An 18,008-nucleotide genomic window follows, 5' to 3' on the forward strand; every position below is an offset into this window, starting at 1 on the left:
CTTACTTCCTCTTCTTGCCGTCGAAGTGCGGGTTCTCCCAGATGACCGAGCCGCCCTGTCCGAGACCGACGCACATGGCCGTCAGGCCGTAGCGCACATCGGGTCGCTCGGCGAACTGCGCCGCGAGCTGGATCATCAGACGCACGCCGGATGCCGCGAGCGGGTGGCCCAGCGCGATCGCGCCGCCCCACTGGTTGACGCGGGGGTCGTCGTCGGCGATGCCGAAGTGGTCGAGCAGCGAGATCACCTGGATGGCGAAGGCTTCGTTGAGCTCGAACAGGCCGATGTCGGCGATCGTGAGTCCGGCCTTCTTCAGGGCCTTCTCGGTCGAGGGAATCGGGCCGATTCCCATGATCTCCGGCTGCACGCCTGCGAAGGCGAACGAGACCATGCGCATCTTCGGCGCGAGACCGAACTCCTTGACCGCGCCGCCTCCGGCGAGCAGTGACATCGTGGCGCCGTCTGTGAGGGGCGACGAGGTTCCGGCGGTCACACGGCCGTGCGGGCGGAAAGGAGTCTTGAGGGCCGCGAGGTCCTCCATGGTGGTCTGCGGACGACGACCTTCGTCCTCCGTCGCCAGGCCCCATGCGCCGTCGGCGGTCTTGGTCGCGACGGGCACGAGATCCGGCTGGATCTTGCCCGCGTCGTAGGCCGCCTGCACCTTGTGCTGGCTGAGCATGCCGAATCGATCGGAGCGCTCCTTGGTGAGGTGCGGGAAGCGATCGAAGATGCGCTCGGCCGTGACACCCATGTTCAGAGCGCCGGGGTCGACCATGCGCTCCGCGACGAATCGCGGGTTGGGGTCGGCGTTGCCGCCGATCGGGTGGTGACCCATGTGCTCGACCCCGCCGGCGAGCGCGAAGTCGTACATGCCGACCCCGATCGATGCTCCCATCGTGGTGACGCTCGTCATCGCTCCCGCGCACATGCGCTCGACGGCGAGTCCGGGCACCGTCTGCGGGAGTCCCGCGAGGATCGCCACGGAGCGCCCGAGGGTCAGGCCCTGGTCTCCGGTCTGGCTGGTCGCGGCGATGGCGACGTCGTCGATGCGGTCGGCCGGAACGGCTGCATTCCGCTCCATCAGGCCGATGGTCGCCTTGACGGCGAGGTCATCAGCGCGGGTGTTCCAGTACATGCCTTTTTCGCCGGCGCGCCCGAAGGGGGTGCGCACTCCATCGACGAAGAAGACGTCCGAGATCTCGGCCACTCTGCCTCCAAGTTTGTGCGGTGGCCTCAGTCTATGGAGGGCCGGAAACGGGGAGGAATCGGTTGGATCGAACCTACGAAGCCGGTGCGGACGCCTCGTCGGGCGTTTGCGCCGCCTCTACAAAGGCGTCCGCGATCTTCTGTGCAGTCTGTGCAATCTGCCACGGGCGGGCACCCAGTGCGGCGAGTGCCTCGCCGATGGCCTCGGGCGTCGTTCCCGGTACATCCCACGCCACACGGCGCAGGTGATCGGGGGTGAGCAGGTTCTCGGTCGGCATCCCGAGTTCCTCGGCCGTGGCCTCGACGACCGGGCGGGCGGCTTTGAGTCGCGCGTCGGCCTCCGGATTGCGATCGGACCAGGCTCGCGGCGGCGGCAGCGTATCGCTGGGAACCCGCTCCCGGGGAAGCTCCTCCGTGGCACGTCCGTCGACCATCGCCTGCCACCAGCGGTCGAGCTGGGTGCGGCTCGCTCGGCCCTGGAACTCCTTGATCCCCGCGAGCGCCTGCTTGCTCTGCGGGTTCGCCAGCACGGCCGCGATGAGCGATCGGTCCGGCACCAGACGGCCGGGAGAGACGTCCTGATCCTGGGCGAAGCTCTCGCGAGCCTGCCACAGCGAGCGAGCGACCGCGAGGTTCCGCGCGCCGCGCACCTGGTGCAGTCCGCTGAGTCGTCGCCAGGGGTCTTCGCGAGGAGGCTTCGGCAGTCGGGCGAGCGTGGCGGCGAACTCCTCGGCCGCGTACTCGGTCTTCCCCTGCTCCTCGAGCTCCGCCTCCAGAGCCTCGTAGACGTCGATGAGGTGCAGCACATCGAGTGCCGCGTACTCGAGCCATGCAGCGGGAAGGGGTCTGGTCGACCAGTCCGCCGCGGAGTGCTCCTTCTTGAGCGTGATGCCGAGCGTGTTCTCGACGACCGCGGCGAGTCCGACTCGGTCATGACCCAGCAGTCGCGATGCGAGCTCCGTGTCGAAGATCGTGTGGGGGAGCAGATCGAGTTCGCGCAGAGACGGAAGATCCTGGCTGGCGGCGTGGAACACCCACAGGGCGTCGCCGATGGCCTGCTGCAGAGGGCTGAAGTCGCCGAGAGCGGGAGGGTCGAACAGGAAGACCCCCGCGTCGCGGCGGAACACCTGCACGAGATAGGCGCGCTGGGAGTAGCGGAATCCGGATGCCCTCTCGACGTCCACGGCGACAGGCCCAGTTCCTGCGGCCAGTGCGGCGCATGCCGCGTGGAACTCCGAGACGTCGGAGATCACGGAGTATTCAGTCACGTGCTGCCTTTCGCGCGCCGATAACGGCGATGCCCTCGGAACCGGGCGGAAGACCCGCCAGCATCCCGACCAGTTCGACCCAGGCCTCGACATGGGGTGTGAAGGGGCCCTCGGGTGTCCAGGACGCCCTCAACTCTATCTGTGCGCCGTCTCCTTCGTCGGCGAGTCCGCCGAACCCCTTCGACAGGGTCTTGGTCGACGTGCCCGACGCGGAGTGGTAGCCGGCGCCTCTCGAGTCGAGTGCATCGACGAGCCAGGACCACGTGACGTCGGCGAGCAGGGGGTCGGTGCCGATCTCGGTCTCGAGCGGCGCCTGGGCGAAGATCACGATCCGCCAGTCGCCGTCCCATGCGGCCGGGTTGTCGGGATCATGCAGCAGAACGAAACGTCCCGTCCCGTATGCCGACTCTCCGCCGTCGTCCGGGCGGACGTCGGCTGCGAGGGCGAGGGCGTGCGGAGCGAGGCCCTGCGGCGTCGCTATCTCGCGGATGGTGATGTCTGAGCGGAAGGCGATGTCGCGCAGTTCAGCCACGGCGGCGTCGAAGATCGTCCCGGCATCGGGGTGTGCGGTCACGGCAACAGGCTAGAGTCAGGAAGCGATGAAGAGTCTCAGGCACGCCGTTGCACTCCTTGTCCCTGCTCTGCTCGCTCTGGGGACGGCGCTGGCTCTGCTCGTCTTCAGCGTCGCCCGTCGGGTCGTCATGCCGGCGAAGCGACCGGCGAACGTCGAGATCCTCGCCGTCGACACCGGGGCGCAGACGATCGAGCTCACCCGGACGCGGGACACCGAGCTCCCGGGTCGATACGGACTCTTCACCTCGGGAACGTATGGCTACGTCAAGCTCGGCGCGGTGCTGAGCGCTGATGCCACCACCGTGAGGCGCAAGCTGCTGACGCAGATCGAACCGGGCGCCCGCGTCGACAGGAGCGCGGCGTTCAGCGGTTGGTACTACTCCACTCCCGGCGAGCTCCACCTGCCCTCGCAGAACGTGCTCATCGGTTCCCCGGCCGGGCCATGCCCCGCCTGGCTGTTCCCGGCCGACTCCTCGACGTGGGTGATCCAGGTCCACGGACGAGGGGTCACCCGAGCCGAGTGCCTTCGTGCCGTCCCCGTGCTGCATGCCGCGGGCTTCCCGAACCTCGTCGTCTCGTACCGCAACGACGGTGAGGCGCCGCGCAGCCGAAGCGGTGCGTACGCTCTGGGGGCTTCGGAGTGGCGCGACGTCGATGCGGCGGTGTCGTATGCGCTCCGACACGGCGCCGATCGAGTGATCCTGATGGGATGGTCGATGGGCGGAGCGGTCGCGATGCAGACCGCCCTGAACTCGGGCAACCGCGACCGCATCGTCGGTCTCATCCTCGAGTCGCCGGTGATCGACTGGCGCAGCGTGCTGCGATTCCAAGCGCGCGAGTCCGGCATGCACGCACCGCTGCCGGACCTCGCGATGGGCGCACTGTCCGTCCCGTTCACCGCGCGGCTCAGCGGCGCGGAGAACGCGATCCCGTTCGACAGCCTGGACATGGTGTCGCGCGCCGACGAGCTGTCGGTGCCCATCCTCATCCTGCACAGCGACGACGACGGATTCGTGCCCGCCGATGCATCGCACGCACTCGAGCAGGCCAGACCCGACCTGGTCACGATGCCCCGCTTCACGGTCGCCCGGCACACCAAGATCTGGAACTACGACCAGGCAGGGTGGAGCGATGCCATCACCGGATGGCTCGCAGCGCAGGGGTTCAGCGCTTCTGCATGACCTGTTTCTTGGCGCGCATCAGCATGCCGGTCATGCCGCCGATGCGCAGCGGCGACACCGCGCGGGTGAGACCGATCGACTGCGGATAGTCGTCGGGGATCGCGAGAACCTCGTCAGGGGTGAGGCCGGAGATGCCCTGCACGAGGATGCTCGCGAATCCGCGCGTGGTCGGCGCCTCGGGCGGGGCGGTGGCGTGCATGGTCACGATTCCGTCGGCGACCTCGACGTAGATGTAGACCGGTGACTGGCACTCGGCGACGCGCTCGCACATCTCGGGGTGATTCGCGACCTCTTCGGAGACCTCCGGCAGCTCGTCCGAGTACTCCAGCAGGAGCAGCAGTCGATCCGCCTCGGGGGTCTCGAGGAATCCGTCGCGGATCTCGGCGAGGGTGTCAGGAACGTGCGTGGTGCTCATCCCTGTCATTCTCCCACGATCAGAGGGATCCGGGCTCCGCGCCGGTCACGATCGGGACCCGCACCGCGCTGCCCCACTCGGTCCACGAGCCGTCGTAGTTGCGGACGTTCTCGAATCCGAGCAGGTGCTTGAGGACGAACCACGTGTGGCTCGAGCGCTCTCCGATGCGGCAGTACGCGACGACCTCGTCGCCATCGGCGAGTCCGGCCCCGTCACGGTAGATCGCGTCGAGTTCGGCCCGCGACCGGAAGCCGCCGTCCTCAGCCACGGCCTTCGCCCACGGCACGCTCTGGGCGGTGGGGATGTGCCCCGCGCGCAGGGCTCCCTCTTCGGGGTAGGCCGGTGCGGTGGTGCGCTCACCGCTGTACTCCTCGGGAGAGCGCACATCGATCAGCGGGCTGCCGATGTGAGCGAGGACATCCTCCTTGTATGCGCGGATCTCCGAATCGTCGCGTTCGACCACGGGATACTCCGTCGGCGTGATCTGCGGGGCGTCCCGGGTGATCTCGCGGCCCTCGGAGATCCAGCGATCGCGTCCGCCGTCGAGCAGCCGAACGTCCTCGTGGCCGAAGAGCGAGAAGACCCAGAGCGCGTAGGCGGCCCACCAGTTGTTCTTGTCGCCGTAGATCACGACGGTGTCGTCGCGGGAGATGCCCTTGGTGCTGAGCAGCTTCGCGAAGCCCTCGCCGTCGACATAGTCGCGCACGACGGGATCATTGAGCTCGGTGTGCCAGTCGACCTTCACGGCGCCGGGGATGTGGCCCGTCTCGTACAGCAGCACGTCCTCATCGGATTCGACGACGACCAGGCCCGGTGTGCCGAGGCGCTCGGCCAGCCACTCGGTGCTCACGAGACGGCCGGGCTCGGCGTACTCGGCGAACTTTGACGAAGTGGTGTCGAACTCGATGGCCACAGGGATCTCCTCAGACGGTGAGCGGCGATGATGCAGGGGACGACGGCGTAATGTGGAGCCGATACTTCGACGATAGATCCACGCCGTGCGCCCTGCACCCGATTCGTAAGACTTCGACACAGGTGCGCCCCCGACACAGGACCGTGATGACCGACACGCCCAGCCGCACGGGCATCGTGCACCTGACAGATCGACAGCCGACCGTCACCGGTCCCGAGATGCTGGCCAGCCTCGTGCCGCCGCCGCAGTTCGACGGTGCGACGTTCGAGAGCTATCGTGCCGATGCGGCCTACCCCTCGCAGGAGGACGCCAAGGAGACGCTCATCCGGTTCGCCGGACGCGGTGCTCCGCTCAAGCGGGGCGGATTCTTCAGCCGAGCCAAGAAGGAGCCGGAGACGAAGCCGGGCGTCTATCTCGACGGCGGATTCGGCGTCGGCAAGACCCACCTGCTGGCGTCGATCTATCACGCGATGCCCGCGCGCAGGAAGTACTTCGGCTCGTTCATCGAGTACACGGCTCTGGTCGGCGCGCTCGGTTACAAGAACACCGTCGACCTGCTCAAGGGTGCAGACCTGCTGTGCATCGACGAGTTCGAACTCGATGACCCGGGCGACACCATGGTCATGACTCGGCTCATCGGCGAGCTGGTTCCCACCGGCACCAAGCTCGCGGCGACCTCGAACACTCCGCCGAACGCATTGGGTGAGGGCCGCTTCGCCGCACAGGACTTCCTCCGAGAGATCCACGCGATGTCCGACAGCTTCCAGACGATCCGCATCGACGGCGTCGACTTCCGCCAGCGGGCGCTCGACGGGCACGCCGTCGTCAGCGACGACGATTCCTATGCCCGCGCGATCGACGAGGGGGCGGGGCACGGAAACGCATCCGACGATTCCTTCGCCGACGTCATCCGTCACCTGGCCCGAGTGCACCCCTCGCGGTATCTGCGGATCATCGCCGAGCTGGGTCTCGTGGGCCTGCGTGATGTGCAGGTCCTGACCGATCAGTCCGAGGCTCTGCGCTTCGTCGCGTTCGTCGACCGCGTGTACGACGCGCAGATCCCGATCGTCGCCACCGGTGTGAGCCTCGACCAGGTCTTCGCAGAAGAGATGCTGAACGGGGGATATCGCAAGAAATACCTGCGCGCTGTCTCCAGACTCAATGCACTTACACACGCGGATCGCAGTGTCGCGTAACGCAGTGTTCACACACGCGGCGTCTCTGTAACGCCACCGCAACAAACCTCACGCATTCCGGAAATCGGGCCTCGTCACACTGAAGCTCTCAGTTTCCCGAATGTGAGGTTTGACTATGGATGCTCCAGGCAACATCTCCTGGGCGATCACCGCGACCGCCCTCGTACTGCTCATGACGCCCGGCGTCGCCTTCTTCTACGGCGGTCTCGTCAAGGCCAAGAGCGTCGTCAGCATGATGATGATGAGCTTCGGCTCGATCGGTCTCGTCGCCGTCCTCTGGATCCTCTTCGGATTCTCGATGAGCGCGGTCGACAGCCCGACGGCATTCGCCGGCAACCCCTTCGCCGACTTCGGTCTCTCGAGCCTCGCGGCCGGTGAGGGCTCGAACGTCGCACTTCTCGGAGTCGCCTACGGCGCGACCTTCGCGATCATCACCGTCGCGCTCATCTCGGGCGCCATCGCCGACCGCGCGAAGTTCGGCAGCTGGCTCATCTTCGCCGGTGTCTTCGCCACCGTCGGATACTTCCCCGTAGCCGCATGGGTCTGGGGCGGCGGCTGGATCATGAACCTCGGCACCACGCTGTTCGGTGAGGACAGCGGCATCGGCGTCATCGACTACGCCGGTGGTACCGCGGTGCACATCAACGCCGGCGCAGCGGCTCTCGCCCTCGCGATCGTCCTCGGCAAGCGCATCGGCTTCCAGAAGGGCATCCTCAAGCCGCACAACGTGCCGCTGACGCTCCTCGGCGCAGCGCTGCTGTGGTTCGGCTGGTTCGGCTTCAACGCCGGCGCGGAGTGGCTCGCAGAGGACATGGGCGGCGTCGGACTCATCGGCCTGAACACCCTCGGCGCCACGGCGGCCGCGATCCTCGGCTGGATCCTCATCGAGCGCATCAAGGACGGCAAGGCAACCTCGGTCGGTGCAGCGTCCGGCGCGGTCGCCGGTCTCGTCGCCATCACCCCGGCCTGCGCGAACCTGACGCCCGGATGGTCGCTGCTGCTCGGTGCCGTCGCCGGTATCGTCTGCGCGCTGGCGGTCGAGATGAAGTTCCGTCTCGGCTTCGACGACTCGCTCGACGTGGTCGGCATCCACCTGGTGGGTGGCCTCATCGGAACGCTGTACCTCGGCTTCTTCGCCACCGAGACCGGTCTGTTCGTCGGAGGCGACGCACGTCAGCTCGCCGTCCAGGCGATCGCAGCGCTCGGTGTGCTGATCTACTCCTTCGTCGTCGCCTTCATCATCGGCTTCGCGATCGAGAAGACGATCGGCTTCCGCATCACGAGCGAAGACGAGATCGCCGGTGTCGACCAGGTCGTCCACGGCGAGGAGGGCTACGCGCTGGCCGACGCCTGAACTGCCGTTAGGGTGACCGTGTGAGCAACACCAACGGCATCCTGGCACGACTCGCGGAGATCCTCTTCACAGCACTGGGATCTGACCGGGCGTCTCGGACGAAAACTCGTCCGAGACGCCCGGTCTCGCGTCTGCGCACCTCCGAGGAGGTCCGCTCCGCCTCAGGGGCGTCGAGAGCGGCGTCGCGCGGCACCGAGACACGGCGGGTCGACCCCGACCGGATCGATGACCTCCGCATCGGCTACGCGCCCGACCGGGACGGCGCCCCTGACGCGGGTGAGATCATCTGGACCTGGGTGCCCTACGAGGAGAACGACGGTCGAGGCAAGGATCGGCCGGTGCTCGTGATCGGTCGCGAATCCGCAGAACGTGTCTATGCGGTGCGGATGACGAGCAAGGCGCACGACGGCGACCGCGACTACCTGTCGATCGGCTCCGGCGGCTGGGACGCGCAGGGACGGGAGTCCTGGGTCGACATCGAGCTGCTGTACAGCGTGCACGAGAGCGGACTGCGCCGTGAGGCCGCGGTGCTCGACCGATCGCGCTACGGGGAGGTCGCTTCGGCTCTGGCTCGACGATACGGCTGGGCGACCGCCTGAAGCCCCGACACGTGTGACCAGGTCGCAATCCGTTCGACGAACGGCTGCGAACAGTCTGTGAGTCGCAGGATGCGACGACACCACAGGAGGAATCATGCGTTTCATCCCCACCAAGGTCCATGGAATTCTCGACTACATCGTCGGAGTGGCGCTGATCGCCGCTCCGTGGCTCTTCGGCTTCGCGAGCATGGGCGGCCCCGCCGTGATCATCCCGATCGTGCTCGGAATCGGGCTCATCGTCTACAGCCTCTTCACGAAGTACGAATGGGGGCCGTTCGGCGTCATCCCGATGCCCGTCCACCTCGTGTTCGACATCGTTGCGAGCCTGTTCCTGGCGCTGTCGCCGTGGATCTTCGGCTTCTCGACGGAGGCGCCGAACGTCTGGGTGCCGCACGTGGTCGTCGGCGTCGCCGTGATCGTGGTCGTGCTGTTCTCGCAGCCGCAGCCCGCGAAGGTCAAGGCCACTGCTCGCGTCTGATGGCGTACGAACTCTGAAGCCCCGCACGGAACGTCGGCCCTGTGCGGGGCTTCAGTTCTGCAATGCCGCCGCCACCCAGCGCGCGTAGAGCTGCCAGGGGTCGTCCAGCGTGCGCAGTCCATCGATGTGGGCCGCGAGAGACGGGGTGAGGGTGAACCATTCGCCGCCCTCCCGGATGTCGGCGAACTCGCGGTGTCTCGATTGCTCCACCGCACGGCCACCCGGCTCGAACGCGAGGAGCTCGTCGTAGCGGATGCTCGCGAGTCGGTGACGCGGCCGGCGACTCGTGCCGATCTTCACCCGACGGTCGTAGCGGATGTAATAGACCACCTCGACCACCGGGCGAGGGAGGTCGGGATCGGGGGAGTCGCCGTAACGCCACCCGCACCAGTCGCACAGCAGCGCGGTGGTCACGCGCACCGCGTCTCCATGGCCGCAGAGCGGACAGGGGGTCGGGAGCGGAGTGCGCGGCATGGTCGGAACGCTACCGCCGGCCACCGACGTCAGACCTGTCCGCGGCTTCTCTTCACCCCGCGCGGCACCCATCTCCACCACATGAAGTGATGGTCCCCCTGCTCGACATCGAACAGCCTCCCGCACACGGCGCATTCGGTGACATAGGTCATCGACCAGCCAGGATCACTCGTCGAGAGGATGCTGACGTGGCCGAGCGCCTGTTCCTTCTCGGGGTCATTCGTGAGCAGCCCGGGGTAAGCGGCGCACCAGCACTCCCTGTCGCGATACTGTTCGAGTTTGGTGAGCGCGTGCGCCAGATGGGCGTTGTTCGAATAGATCATCCCGCCCAGATCGAGCCTCGTCGCCTCGCGCCGGAGCTGCGGAAGCGCGGCGACGAGGGGGTCGAGAGTCGCGGCATCCCGCGAGCGGATCGTCTCCCACACCGCGTGCATCACGCGTCCGCGATCTCCGGAGAGGAAGTCGTCGAGCAAGGTGGGCATGCCGCAACGCTAGCAATCGAAAGATCGGCGCTGGCTCCCGCGCCCTCGCGCCATGAGAAAACCCCGCGGCATCTCAGATGCGCGGGGTTCTGTGGTGGGCGATACCGGACTCGAACCGATGACCTCTTCCGTGTGAAGGAAGCGCGCTACCAACTGCGCCAATCGCCCATACCTGCGGGGTACGTCAACCGATACTACCCGACCGTCGGAGGCCAAGTTGACCACCCTGCGAGACACGCGCGAGATTCGGTTTCGGTTTGGACAGTCGCCGATCATCGGCTAATGTTTCATAAGTGCCCGGGACAACAACCGGGAACAACGCGGATGTAGCGCAGTTGGTAGCGCACAACCTTGCCAAGGTTGGGGTCGCGAGTTCGAGTCTCGTCATCCGCTCAAGTGCAGGGGCCTTCTTCGGAAGGCCTTCGGCACGTGGGGTCAATCCACACGGTGGCGTGGCCGAGCGGCTAGGCACCGGCCTGCAAAGCCGTTTACACGGGTTCGAATCCCGTCGCCACCTCTCAGTAACTGAATAGCCCCAACGGGCGCGATTGGCGCAGCGGTAGCGCGCTTCCCTGACACGGAAGAGGTCACTGGTTCGATCCCAGTATCGCGCACAGACAAAACCCCCGGTTCTCCGGGGGTTTTTTGTTGTCCCATGACGGGGCGCAGCCGTCACCGGCGGCGGTCACCCCGAGACCGGGGACGACCGCTTGACGACCTCGTACGCTGCGAGCGCCGCTTTGCGGGTGGCCGCGAGATCGACGATCGGCTCTGTCGGGGCATCCGACGCCCACTCCGAGATGTACAGGCCGTGCGGGTCGAACTTCTTCGCCTGCAGCTCGGGATTGAAGACGCGGAAGTACGGGGCGGCGTCGGCGCCGGATCCTGCCACCCACTGCCAGTTGAACGGGTTGCTCGCGCCGTCGGCGTCGACCAGGGTGTCCCAGAACCACTCCTCGCCGCGCCGCCAGTCGATGAGCAGGTTCTTCACGAGGAACGAGGCCGTCACCATGCGCACCCGGTTGTGCATGAAACCCGTGTGCCACAGTTCGCGCATCCCCGCATCGACGAGCGGGATCCCGGTATCGCCGCGCTGCCACGCCTCGAGTTCCGACGGCTTGAGCCGCGGCCAGGGGAAGGCGTCGTACTGACGACGGAGGTTCTTCGTGGCGATGTCCGGTGCGTGGAACGTCGTGTGCCAGGCGAATTCGCGCCAGCCCAACTCCGACAGGAACCCGGCCGCGCCATCGGCCTCCACCGCCGCGTGCCACACGGTGAACGGGCTCAGCTCGCCCCACCGCAGACGCGGTGACAGCAGTGACGTCGCGCCCGCCGACGGCTCATCCCGCGCGCGATCGTACGAGCCGATGTCGTCATGCAGGAACGTACGCAGCCGAGCTCTGGCCGCCGGCTCACCGGGCTCCCAGGCGTCACGGAGCCCGCCGGCCCAGTCGGGGCGGGTCGGCAGCAGATCCCAGTCGACGAGATCGTCGGACGCCGGGGGCTGGGGCACCCCAGCGAGACTCCGGGGCGCGGGGAAGGGCGCTCGCGGCGTGGGGAGGGAGAGACATGCCCGCCAGAACGGCGTGAACACCGAGAAGTGGGTGCCGCCGCCGGTCTTCACCGTCCACGGTTCGTGCAGCAGCGACGCCTGGAACGACGTGACCTCGTGGCCGTCCGCGCGCAGCGCCGCCTTGAGCGCGGTGTCGACCTCGCGTTCGGCGCCCCCGTATCGCCGGTTCCAGAAGACGGCCGTCGCGCCCGAGTCTGCGACGGTCTCGCGGACGATGCGTTCGGCAGGACCTCGACGCAGCGTCAGAGTGGCGCCGAGTTCCCGCAGCGCATCGTCCAAAGACGCGAGGGAATGGTGGAGCCACCAGCGTGCGGCTCCGCCGAGCGGTCGGATGCCGGGGGACTCCTCGTCGAGGACGAACAGCACGACCAGTGGTTCACCGCGATCGATCGCCGCCCTGAGCGCCGGATTGTCGGCGAGTCGAAGGTCGTCGCGGAGCCAGACGAGCGAGGGAGAGGCCATGGCTCCATTCTGGCGGGGTGGACGGAACGAGTGGGCGGGCTTGCGCTGCCGGCTGCTCAGCGGATACGAGGCACCGCGCGCATCCGCGGTCGAGCCGGCGCAGTCGTCGCCCACAGCGCCCAGGCGACGAGAAGAGGCTGGAGGAAGAGTCGTCCGAGACGCCGCGCCTCGGTGTCGAGCCCCGGGGTGGACCGGTGAGTGCGCCACTGGTGCACGTTTCCCGGGAACACGGCGACGAAGAACGCGGCGGTGGCGATTCCGACACGCCGTCTCTCGTTCGGCAGCAGGAGCAGCCCGGCGGCGAGGGCGACCTCCGCGGAGCCCGACGCGATGATGATCGCCTCCTTGTCGAGACGAGTGGCCCGAGTCGCCCAGTCAGGCACGACGACGCGGAAACCGCGGGTGCTCGTGAAGTGGACGATGCCGATCGCACCCAGGGCGAGTGCGAGGATCCAGCGCGCCAGTGGTCTGATCATCCGCTCACGCTACCCCGGCGGAATCGGAGCTCACGGGTGTCGCCCGGGCGCGTCGCGGCAGGTCTGCCCGCCCAAGTGGCGGCCTTTGCCACACTGAGTGCATGACCGTCCTGCGCATCAGCATCCTCTTCGTGCTCGCCGCCGTCGCCGAGATCGGCGGCGCGTGGCTGATCTGGCAGGCCGTGAAGGAGAACCGTGGCTGGGTCTTCGCTGTGCTCGGCGTGATGGCTCTCGGTGCGTACGGGTTCATCGCGGCGCTCCAGCCTGACGCGAACTTCGGACGTGTGCTTGCCTCGTACGGCGGGGTGTTCATCGCCGGATCGCTCGCGTGGGGCATCATCGTCGACGGCTTCAAGCCGACCGTCTGGGACTGGGTCGGCTCGGCGATCGCGCTCGTCGGCGCGGCGATCATCATCCTCGCTCCTACGGCGGCGAACACCGAGTCTGAGGTGGCGTCGTAGCGGTCAGCGGCCCCCGGGCATGCGAGTAGCCTAGATCCAGACCCAGATGGAGTGTGCAGTGCCTGAAAATGCTCAGCCGAAAGACGGCTTCGCCCTGTTCTCTGACCGTTCAGTCGTCGCCATGCGCGTCAACGGGACCCTCAAGGACCTCGCCGCGACAGTGACGGATGCCGACGAGGTCGAGCCGGTCACGATCGACAGTCCCGACGGGCTGAACATCCTGCGTCACTCGGCCGCGCACGTGCTCGCGCAGGCGGTGCAGCGGATCAACCCGCAGGCGAACCTGGGCATCGGGCCGCCCATCACCGACGGCTTCTACTACGACTTCGGCGTCGACACCCCGTTCACGCCCGAGGACATCAAGGCCATCACGAAGGAGATGCAGCGCATCGTCCGTGAGGGGCAGCGCTTCGTGCGTCGTGTCGTCACGGACGACGAGGCGCGGGCAGAGCTGGCCGACGAGCCGTTCAAGCTCGAGCTCATCGGTCTCAAGGGCGGCAAGGAAGCCGCCGAGGGCGCCTCCGTCGAGGTCGGCGAGGGCGAGCTGACGATCTACGACAACACGACCCGCGACGGCGAGGTCGTCTGGAAGGACCTCTGCCGCGGGCCGCACCTGCCCAACACCCGCATGATCGGCAACGGCTGGGATCTGACCCGCATCGCCGCCGCGTACTGGCGGGGCAGCGAGAAGAACCCGCAGCTGCAGCGGATCTACGGCACCGCCTGGCCGTCGAAGGACGAGCTGCGTGAATACCAGCACCGCCTCGAGGAGGCCGCCAAGCGCGACCACCGCCGTCTCGGCAAGGAGCTCGACCTCTTCTCGTTCCCCGAGGAGATCGGTTCGGGTCTGTCGGTCTGGCACCCCCGTGGTGGCATCGTCCGCGGCGAGATGGAGCAGCACGCTCGCAGGCGCCACATCGAGGGCGGCTACACCTACGTGTACACCCCGCACATCTCGAAGGAAGACCTCTTCCTCACCTCGAACCACCTCGTGACGTACAAGGAGGGCATGTACCCGCCGATCGTCATGGACGAGGAGCGCGACGACGAGGGCAACATCACGAAGCAGGGCCAGGACTACTACCTGAAGCCCATGAACTGCCCGATGCACATCCTGATCTACAAGGAGCGCGCGCGCAGCTACCGTGATCTGCCCCTGCGGTTCGCCGAGAACGGCACCGTCTATCGCAACGAGCTCTCCGGTGCGCTGCACGGCCTCACCCGAGTGCGCGGCTTCACTCAGGATGACTCGCACCTGTTCGTCACCCCCGATCAGCTCGAGGGCGAGGTCGCGAAGGTCCTGGAGTTCATCCTGTCGATGCTGCGCGACTTCGGTCTCACCGACTTCGAGCTCGAGCTGTCGATGAAGGACGACGAGAAGTCCAAGTGGATCGGCTCGGACGAGTTCTGGGAATCGTCGACCGATGCTCTCCGCCGGGTCGCGGTGGCATCCGGCCTGAAGCTCACCGAAGTGCCCGGCGAGGCCGCGTTCTACGGACCGAAGATCGACCTCAAGACGCGTGATGCGATCGGCCGCACCTGGCAGCTGTCGACCGTGCAGGTCGACCCGAACCTGCCCGAGCGCTTCGAGCTCGAGTACACGGACAAGGACGGCCAGAAGAAGCGTCCGATCATGATCCACCGTGCGCTGTTCGGCTCGATCGAGCGGTTCTTCGCGATCCTCCTCGAGCACTACGCCGGTGATTTCCCGGTGTGGCTGTCGCCCGTGCAGGTCGTGGGAATCCCCGTCGCCGACGAGTTCGCCGACTACCTGGGCGAGATCGTCCAGACGCTGCGCACGCAGGGCGTGCGCGCCGAGCTCGACGCCTCCGACGACCGGATGCAGAAGAAGATCCGCACGCACACGACCGGCAAGGTCCCGCTGCTGCTGATCGCGGGCGAGAAGGATCGCGACGCGGGCACCGTCTCGTTCCGCTACCGCGACGGCACGCAGGAGAACGGCGTGCCGATCACCGATGCAGTAGCGCGCATCCGCGCAGCGATCGATGCACACACTCTCGTGCAGACAGCAGGGGACCTGGCGTGACGTCCTCGGAGTCGTGGGAGGACGCCGGCGAGTTCGCGGGCGTCCCCGACGAGTTCCAGCGGCTCTGGACGCCGCACCGGATGGCCTACATCCAGGCTGGTCCTGAGCCACTGCGCGAGGAGTGCCCGTTCTGCGAGGCTCCGAAGTTCCCGGATGCCGAGCGGCTGATCGTCGCCCGGGGGGAGACGGCCTATGTGCTGCTCAACCTTTTCCCGTACAACTCCGGACACCTGCTGGTGTGCCCGCACCGCCACATCGGCACCTACGACCAGGCGACACCCGAGGAGGTCGCCGAGATCGGGGCACTGACCCAGATCGGCATGCGAGTGCTCCGTGAGGTCTCGCGCTGCGACGGCTTCAACATCGGGATGAATCAGGGTGCCGTCGCCGGTGCCGGAGTCGACGGCCACCTGCACCAGCACATCGTGCCGCGGTGGACGTCGGACGCCAACTTCTTCCCGATCATCGCCAAGACCAAGGCCCTGCCCCAGCTGGTCGGCGAGGTGCGCGAAGCCGTGGCGAACGCCTGGCCGACGACGGCGTAGGCCACGGCTCGGAATCGCGGGTCAGCGCACCTGGCGCGCCGTGAACTGCATCCGAGGGTTCGCGTAGAACTCCTGCGCTTCGACGAGCTGCAGCTCGCGCGCACCCGACTCGAGGGTCGCGGCGAGCAGGTCGAACACGCTGGACGCGGTGCGCTCGAGCGCCGTCTTCGCGTCACCGGATCCGACATAGTGGGCCGTGAAGAGCGCCGCGGTGACGTCGCCCGAGCCGTTCGCCTTCATCGGAAGCCGAGGCGTCTGCACGATCCAGGCTCCTGCGGCGTCGGCCACGAGCATCTCGATCGTGTCGTCCTCACGGTCCGGCCGCTCGACGCTCGTGACCAGCACCGTGCTCGGTCCCATCGCCATGGCCAGGTCGACCGAGGCCAGGGTGGACTCGAGCGTGTCGGGCTCTGTGCCGGTCAGGAACCCGAGCTCGAACTGGTTCGGGGTGATGATGTCGGCAGCCGGCACGACCTTCTCGCGCAGCAGGATCGGGATGGCCGGGGCGACGAAGCATCCTGACTTCGCGTTGCCCATCACCGGATCGCAGGCGTACACGGCGGCGGGATTGGCGGCCTTGACGCGCGCCACGGCGTCGATGATCACATCGCCGATGCCCTCGCCGCCCTGGTAACCGCTCAGCACCGCGTCGATCTCGCCGAACACGCCGCGCTCCTCGATGCCCGTGATGACCTCGCGCACGTCGTCCGGCGAGATGAGCGGACCGCGCCAGGCGCCGTAGCCGGTGTGATTGGAGAAGTTCACGGTGTAGACCGGCAGAACCTCGACGCCGATGCGCTGCAACGGGAAGACCGCGGCGGAGTTCCCGACATGCCCGTACGCGACGGCGGACTGGATGGAGAGGACCTTCATTCCCCGATCCTTTCTTTCAGAGCGGGAATGCTCCCGCGGCGGTGGGTCATCGTGCGGCCGATACGAGGTCGGCGACGAGTGTCGCAGTGTCGTCTTCGGACAGATCATGCACTGTGAGGCGCAGATGGCGCGACGGATCGGCGCGTTCGTCGAGGGCGAAGTCGTCGCCGGTTCGAGCGAGCCAGCCCCGACGCATGAGGCGTTCGGCGACGATGCGCGCCGGCTTCGGCAACTCGATCCACAGGCTCAGACCGTCGGTGGCGGGGGAGTCGAGGCCATGCTCGCGCAGCCGCGACGCGAAGGCCGCATTGCGTGCCGCGTAGTGCTCGCGGGCGTCGGCGATGCGTGCGAGCACCGACTCGTCGGTCAGCTGAGTGAGGGTGAGACGCTGCAGCAGGTGGCTGACCCAGGTGGTTCCGGGACTCAGACGCATGGCGAGGCGCTCTGCCGTGGTGGCATCCGTCGCCGCGATGGCGAGGCACATGTCCGGCCCGAGGAACTTCGAGACCGAGCGCACCAGCGCGAACCGCCGGTGGTCCGGGCCGATCAGCGATTCGTATGGACGCTGCGACAGCATCGAGAAGTGATCGTCCTCGATGATCAGCACGTACGGATGAGCGGCGAGCACGGCGCGCAGCTCCGCCGCACGAGCGGCCGTGAGACTCGCCCCCGTCGGGTTCTGAGCGCGCGGGGTGCAGATCACCGCTCGCACGCCGGCATCCAAGGCGGCGCGCAGCCCCTCGACCGTCATCCCCTGTTCGTCCACCGGCACGGGAACGGCCCGATACCCGCCGAGTCGGACCGTGTGGATGCTCGCCAGGAAGCAGGGATCCTCGAGTGCGACGGCATCGTCGCGCATCAGCGCCTGCGCGAGCAGTCGCTCGACGGCGTCGACGGCGCCGCTCGTGACGGTGATGCCGAAGTCGAGGTGACCGAGATCATGCGCGATCCATTCGCGCGCCCAGTCCTGCAGCCCCGGGTCGATGACGGGCTCGCCGTAGAGCACCGGACGACCGGCCACCGTGGCCAGCGCAGGCGATGGATCGGGGATCAGTCGAGGGTCCGGGTTGCCGGTCCCGACGTCGCGCAGCACTGTATCGGAGGCGTAGCCCTCCTGGGCCACCGACTCGAGACCGGCGATGACCGTGCCGGCGCGACCTCGGGAGATCACGAGCCCGGCCTGAGCGAGCTGTCGGTATGCGGCGACCGCGGTGTTGCGATTGACTCCGAGGGTCGTGGCGAGCTCCCGCACGGGAGGAGGGGACTGCCGGCGCGCAGCACACCGCGCTCGCGCAGACCGCGCACGCTGTCGGCGATGTCCGCTGCGGTCGTTCCGGTGATCTGGTCGCTCATGTGTCCTCACCACCGATTCTAGGTCGTTCCGGACAGTGCTACTGTTTGGCCTAGATCAAACGAGACATCGTTCGACACA

At 67.4% G+C, this 18,008-nt stretch carries 18 protein-coding genes, 4 tRNA genes and 1 pseudogene; 11 read left to right on the top strand and 12 right to left on the bottom strand.

The features are described 5' to 3' along the window. Position 1: 1 nt before the first annotated feature. From ACZZZQ_RS16395 to ACZZZQ_RS16405, 3 genes are all read right to left on the bottom strand, one after another. Positions 2-1,207, bottom strand: coding sequence for a thiolase family protein (locus tag ACZZZQ_RS16395; protein ID WP_053096225.1), 1,206 nt, complete (start codon positions 1,205-1,207; stop codon positions 2-4). Positions 1,208-1,280: 73 nt separating this feature from the next. Continuing rightward, positions 1,281-2,474 (bottom strand): ribonuclease D, encoded by a 1,194-nt coding sequence (locus ACZZZQ_RS16400; RefSeq protein WP_053096223.1) that lies wholly within the window; start codon positions 2,472-2,474, stop codon positions 1,281-1,283. Beyond that, on the bottom strand, positions 2,467-3,048 hold the full coding sequence (locus tag ACZZZQ_RS16405) for a DUF3000 domain-containing protein (protein WP_056278798.1): 582 nt from the start codon (positions 3,046-3,048) through the stop codon (positions 2,467-2,469). The genes ACZZZQ_RS16400 and ACZZZQ_RS16405 overlap by 8 nt, the downstream gene beginning before the upstream one ends. A gap of 25 nt (positions 3,049-3,073) precedes the next feature. Between ACZZZQ_RS16405 and ACZZZQ_RS16410 the strand changes: the two genes are divergently transcribed. Next, on the top strand, positions 3,074-4,228 hold the full coding sequence (locus tag ACZZZQ_RS16410) for an alpha/beta hydrolase family protein (RefSeq protein WP_056278797.1): 1,155 nt from the start codon (positions 3,074-3,076) through the stop codon (positions 4,226-4,228). Here the strand turns inward: ACZZZQ_RS16410 and ACZZZQ_RS16415 are convergent. Together ACZZZQ_RS16415 and ACZZZQ_RS16420 are read right to left on the bottom strand one after the other, a co-directional pair. After that, the gene (locus ACZZZQ_RS16415; RefSeq protein WP_072591311.1) at positions 4,212-4,643 is read right to left on the bottom strand and encodes a SufE family protein; all 432 of its coding nucleotides are present in this window, start codon (positions 4,641-4,643) and stop codon (positions 4,212-4,214) included. The two genes, ACZZZQ_RS16410 and ACZZZQ_RS16415, sit on opposite strands and share 17 nt — an antisense overlap. A 19-nt stretch (positions 4,644-4,662) precedes the next feature. After that, positions 4,663-5,556 (bottom strand): sulfurtransferase, encoded by an 894-nt coding sequence (locus ACZZZQ_RS16420; protein WP_053096216.1) that lies wholly within the window; start codon positions 5,554-5,556, stop codon positions 4,663-4,665. A gap of 146 nt (positions 5,557-5,702) precedes the next feature. Here ACZZZQ_RS16420 and zapE point away from each other — a divergent pair, with 146 nt between their 5' ends. The 4 genes from zapE (at position 5,703) to ACZZZQ_RS16440 (ending at position 9,183) form a co-directional block, all read left to right on the top strand. After that, positions 5,703-6,752, top strand: a complete 1,050-nt coding sequence (gene zapE / locus ACZZZQ_RS16425) for a cell division protein ZapE (protein WP_463507948.1) — start codon at positions 5,703-5,705, stop codon at positions 6,750-6,752. A 115-nt stretch (positions 6,753-6,867) separates the two neighbouring features. Further along, positions 6,868-8,106 (top strand): ammonium transporter, encoded by a 1,239-nt coding sequence (locus ACZZZQ_RS16430; protein WP_053096211.1) that lies wholly within the window; start codon positions 6,868-6,870, stop codon positions 8,104-8,106. Positions 8,107-8,126: 20 nt separating this feature from the next. Then, the gene (locus ACZZZQ_RS16435; RefSeq protein ID WP_083569336.1) at positions 8,127-8,705 is read left to right on the top strand and encodes a type II toxin-antitoxin system PemK/MazF family toxin; all 579 of its coding nucleotides are present in this window, start codon (positions 8,127-8,129) and stop codon (positions 8,703-8,705) included. Between the two features lie 94 nt (positions 8,706-8,799). Beyond that, positions 8,800-9,183, top strand: a complete 384-nt coding sequence (locus tag ACZZZQ_RS16440; protein WP_053096209.1) for an SPW repeat domain-containing protein — start codon at positions 8,800-8,802, stop codon at positions 9,181-9,183. Positions 9,184-9,234: 51 nt separating this feature from the next. Here the strand turns inward: ACZZZQ_RS16440 and ACZZZQ_RS16445 are convergent, their stop codons facing one another. The 3 genes from ACZZZQ_RS16445 to ACZZZQ_RS16455 all read right to left on the bottom strand — a co-directional run bounded on the left by ACZZZQ_RS16445 (position 9,235) and on the right by ACZZZQ_RS16455 (position 10,307). Beyond that, positions 9,235-9,597, bottom strand: a complete 363-nt coding sequence (locus ACZZZQ_RS16445; RefSeq protein ID WP_463507949.1) for a GIY-YIG nuclease family protein — start codon at positions 9,595-9,597, stop codon at positions 9,235-9,237. Between the two features lie 89 nt (positions 9,598-9,686). Further along, positions 9,687-10,139, bottom strand: a complete 453-nt coding sequence (locus ACZZZQ_RS16450) for a hypothetical protein (RefSeq protein WP_463507950.1) — start codon at positions 10,137-10,139, stop codon at positions 9,687-9,689. Between the two features lie 92 nt (positions 10,140-10,231). Continuing rightward, positions 10,232-10,307: transfer RNA gene (locus ACZZZQ_RS16455), tRNA-Val, on the bottom strand. A 152-nt stretch (positions 10,308-10,459) separates the two neighbouring features. Between ACZZZQ_RS16455 and ACZZZQ_RS16460 the strand changes: the two genes are divergently transcribed. From ACZZZQ_RS16460 to ACZZZQ_RS16470, 3 genes are all read left to right on the top strand, one after another. Continuing rightward, positions 10,460-10,532: transfer RNA gene (locus ACZZZQ_RS16460), tRNA-Gly, on the top strand. A 53-nt stretch (positions 10,533-10,585) separates the two neighbouring features. After that, positions 10,586-10,656, top strand: a tRNA-Cys gene (locus ACZZZQ_RS16465). Between the two features lie 25 nt (positions 10,657-10,681). Beyond that, a tRNA-Val gene (locus tag ACZZZQ_RS16470) sits at positions 10,682-10,753 on the top strand. 71 nt (positions 10,754-10,824) lie between these two features. Here ACZZZQ_RS16470 and ACZZZQ_RS16475 read toward each other — a convergent pair. Next, positions 10,825-12,174: a cryptochrome/photolyase family protein gene (locus ACZZZQ_RS16475; protein WP_463507951.1), complete on the bottom strand. Its 1,350-nt coding sequence runs from the start codon at positions 12,172-12,174 to the stop codon at positions 10,825-10,827. Positions 12,175-12,230: 56 nt separating this feature from the next. Continuing rightward, positions 12,231-12,650 (bottom strand): DoxX family protein, encoded by a 420-nt coding sequence (locus ACZZZQ_RS16480; RefSeq protein ID WP_463507952.1) that lies wholly within the window; start codon positions 12,648-12,650, stop codon positions 12,231-12,233. Between the two features lie 101 nt (positions 12,651-12,751). Between ACZZZQ_RS16480 and ACZZZQ_RS16485 the strand changes: the two genes are divergently transcribed. Genes ACZZZQ_RS16485 through ACZZZQ_RS16495 form a run of 3 tightly spaced genes read left to right on the top strand, consistent with a single transcriptional unit; the run spans position 12,752 to position 15,703 of the window. Continuing rightward, on the top strand, positions 12,752-13,111 hold the full coding sequence (locus ACZZZQ_RS16485) for a YnfA family protein (RefSeq protein WP_053096200.1): 360 nt from the start codon (positions 12,752-12,754) through the stop codon (positions 13,109-13,111). Positions 13,112-13,157: 46 nt separating this feature from the next. Then, on the top strand, positions 13,158-15,158 hold the full coding sequence (gene thrS, locus ACZZZQ_RS16490; RefSeq protein ID WP_463507953.1) for a threonine--tRNA ligase: 2,001 nt from the start codon (positions 13,158-13,160) through the stop codon (positions 15,156-15,158). Continuing rightward, positions 15,155-15,703, top strand: a complete 549-nt coding sequence (locus tag ACZZZQ_RS16495; RefSeq protein WP_463507954.1) for an HIT family protein — start codon at positions 15,155-15,157, stop codon at positions 15,701-15,703. Before thrS ends, ACZZZQ_RS16495 begins: the two co-directional genes overlap by 4 nt. Before the next feature lie 21 nt (positions 15,704-15,724). Here the strand turns inward: ACZZZQ_RS16495 and pdxY are convergent, their stop codons facing one another. Beyond that, positions 15,725-16,576 carry a pyridoxal kinase PdxY gene (pdxY, locus tag ACZZZQ_RS16500; protein WP_320488356.1) on the bottom strand — a complete coding sequence of 284 codons (852 nt, stop codon included), beginning with the start codon at positions 16,574-16,576 and terminating at the stop codon, positions 15,725-15,727. A 46-nt stretch (positions 16,577-16,622) separates the two neighbouring features. Beyond that, positions 16,623-17,929: pseudogene (locus tag ACZZZQ_RS16505) on the bottom strand (aminotransferase class I/II-fold pyridoxal phosphate-dependent enzyme). Positions 17,930-18,008: the final 79 nt, after the last annotated feature.

It is taken from the genome of Microbacterium sp. AC132 (assembly GCF_979258525.1).

Excerpts from the sequence above, each read along its gene's own strand:
- ACZZZQ_RS16485 (WP_053096200.1), top strand. The coding sequence starts at position 12,752 with ATGACCGTCCTGCGCATCAGCATCCTCTTCGTGCTCGCCGCCGTCGCC.
- zapE (WP_463507948.1), top strand. The coding sequence starts at position 5,703 with ATGACCGACACGCCCAGCCGCACGGGCATCGTGCACCTGACAGATCGA.
- ACZZZQ_RS16430 (WP_053096211.1), top strand. The coding sequence starts at position 6,868 with ATGGATGCTCCAGGCAACATCTCCTGGGCGATCACCGCGACCGCCCTC.
- ACZZZQ_RS16410 (WP_056278797.1), top strand. The coding sequence starts at position 3,074 with ATGAAGAGTCTCAGGCACGCCGTTGCACTCCTTGTCCCTGCTCTGCTC.
- ACZZZQ_RS16475 (WP_463507951.1), bottom strand. The coding sequence starts at position 12,174 with ATGGCCTCTCCCTCGCTCGTCTGGCTCCGCGACGACCTTCGACTCGCC.
- thrS (WP_463507953.1), top strand. The coding sequence starts at position 13,158 with ATGGAGTGTGCAGTGCCTGAAAATGCTCAGCCGAAAGACGGCTTCGCC.
- ACZZZQ_RS16415 (WP_072591311.1), bottom strand. The coding sequence starts at position 4,643 with ATGAGCACCACGCACGTTCCTGACACCCTCGCCGAGATCCGCGACGGA.
- pdxY (WP_320488356.1), bottom strand. The coding sequence starts at position 16,576 with ATGAAGGTCCTCTCCATCCAGTCCGCCGTCGCGTACGGGCATGTCGGG.
- ACZZZQ_RS16450 (WP_463507950.1), bottom strand. The coding sequence starts at position 10,139 with ATGCCCACCTTGCTCGACGACTTCCTCTCCGGAGATCGCGGACGCGTG.
- ACZZZQ_RS16440 (WP_053096209.1), top strand. The coding sequence starts at position 8,800 with ATGCGTTTCATCCCCACCAAGGTCCATGGAATTCTCGACTACATCGTC.
- ACZZZQ_RS16480 (WP_463507952.1), bottom strand. The coding sequence starts at position 12,650 with ATGATCAGACCACTGGCGCGCTGGATCCTCGCACTCGCCCTGGGTGCG.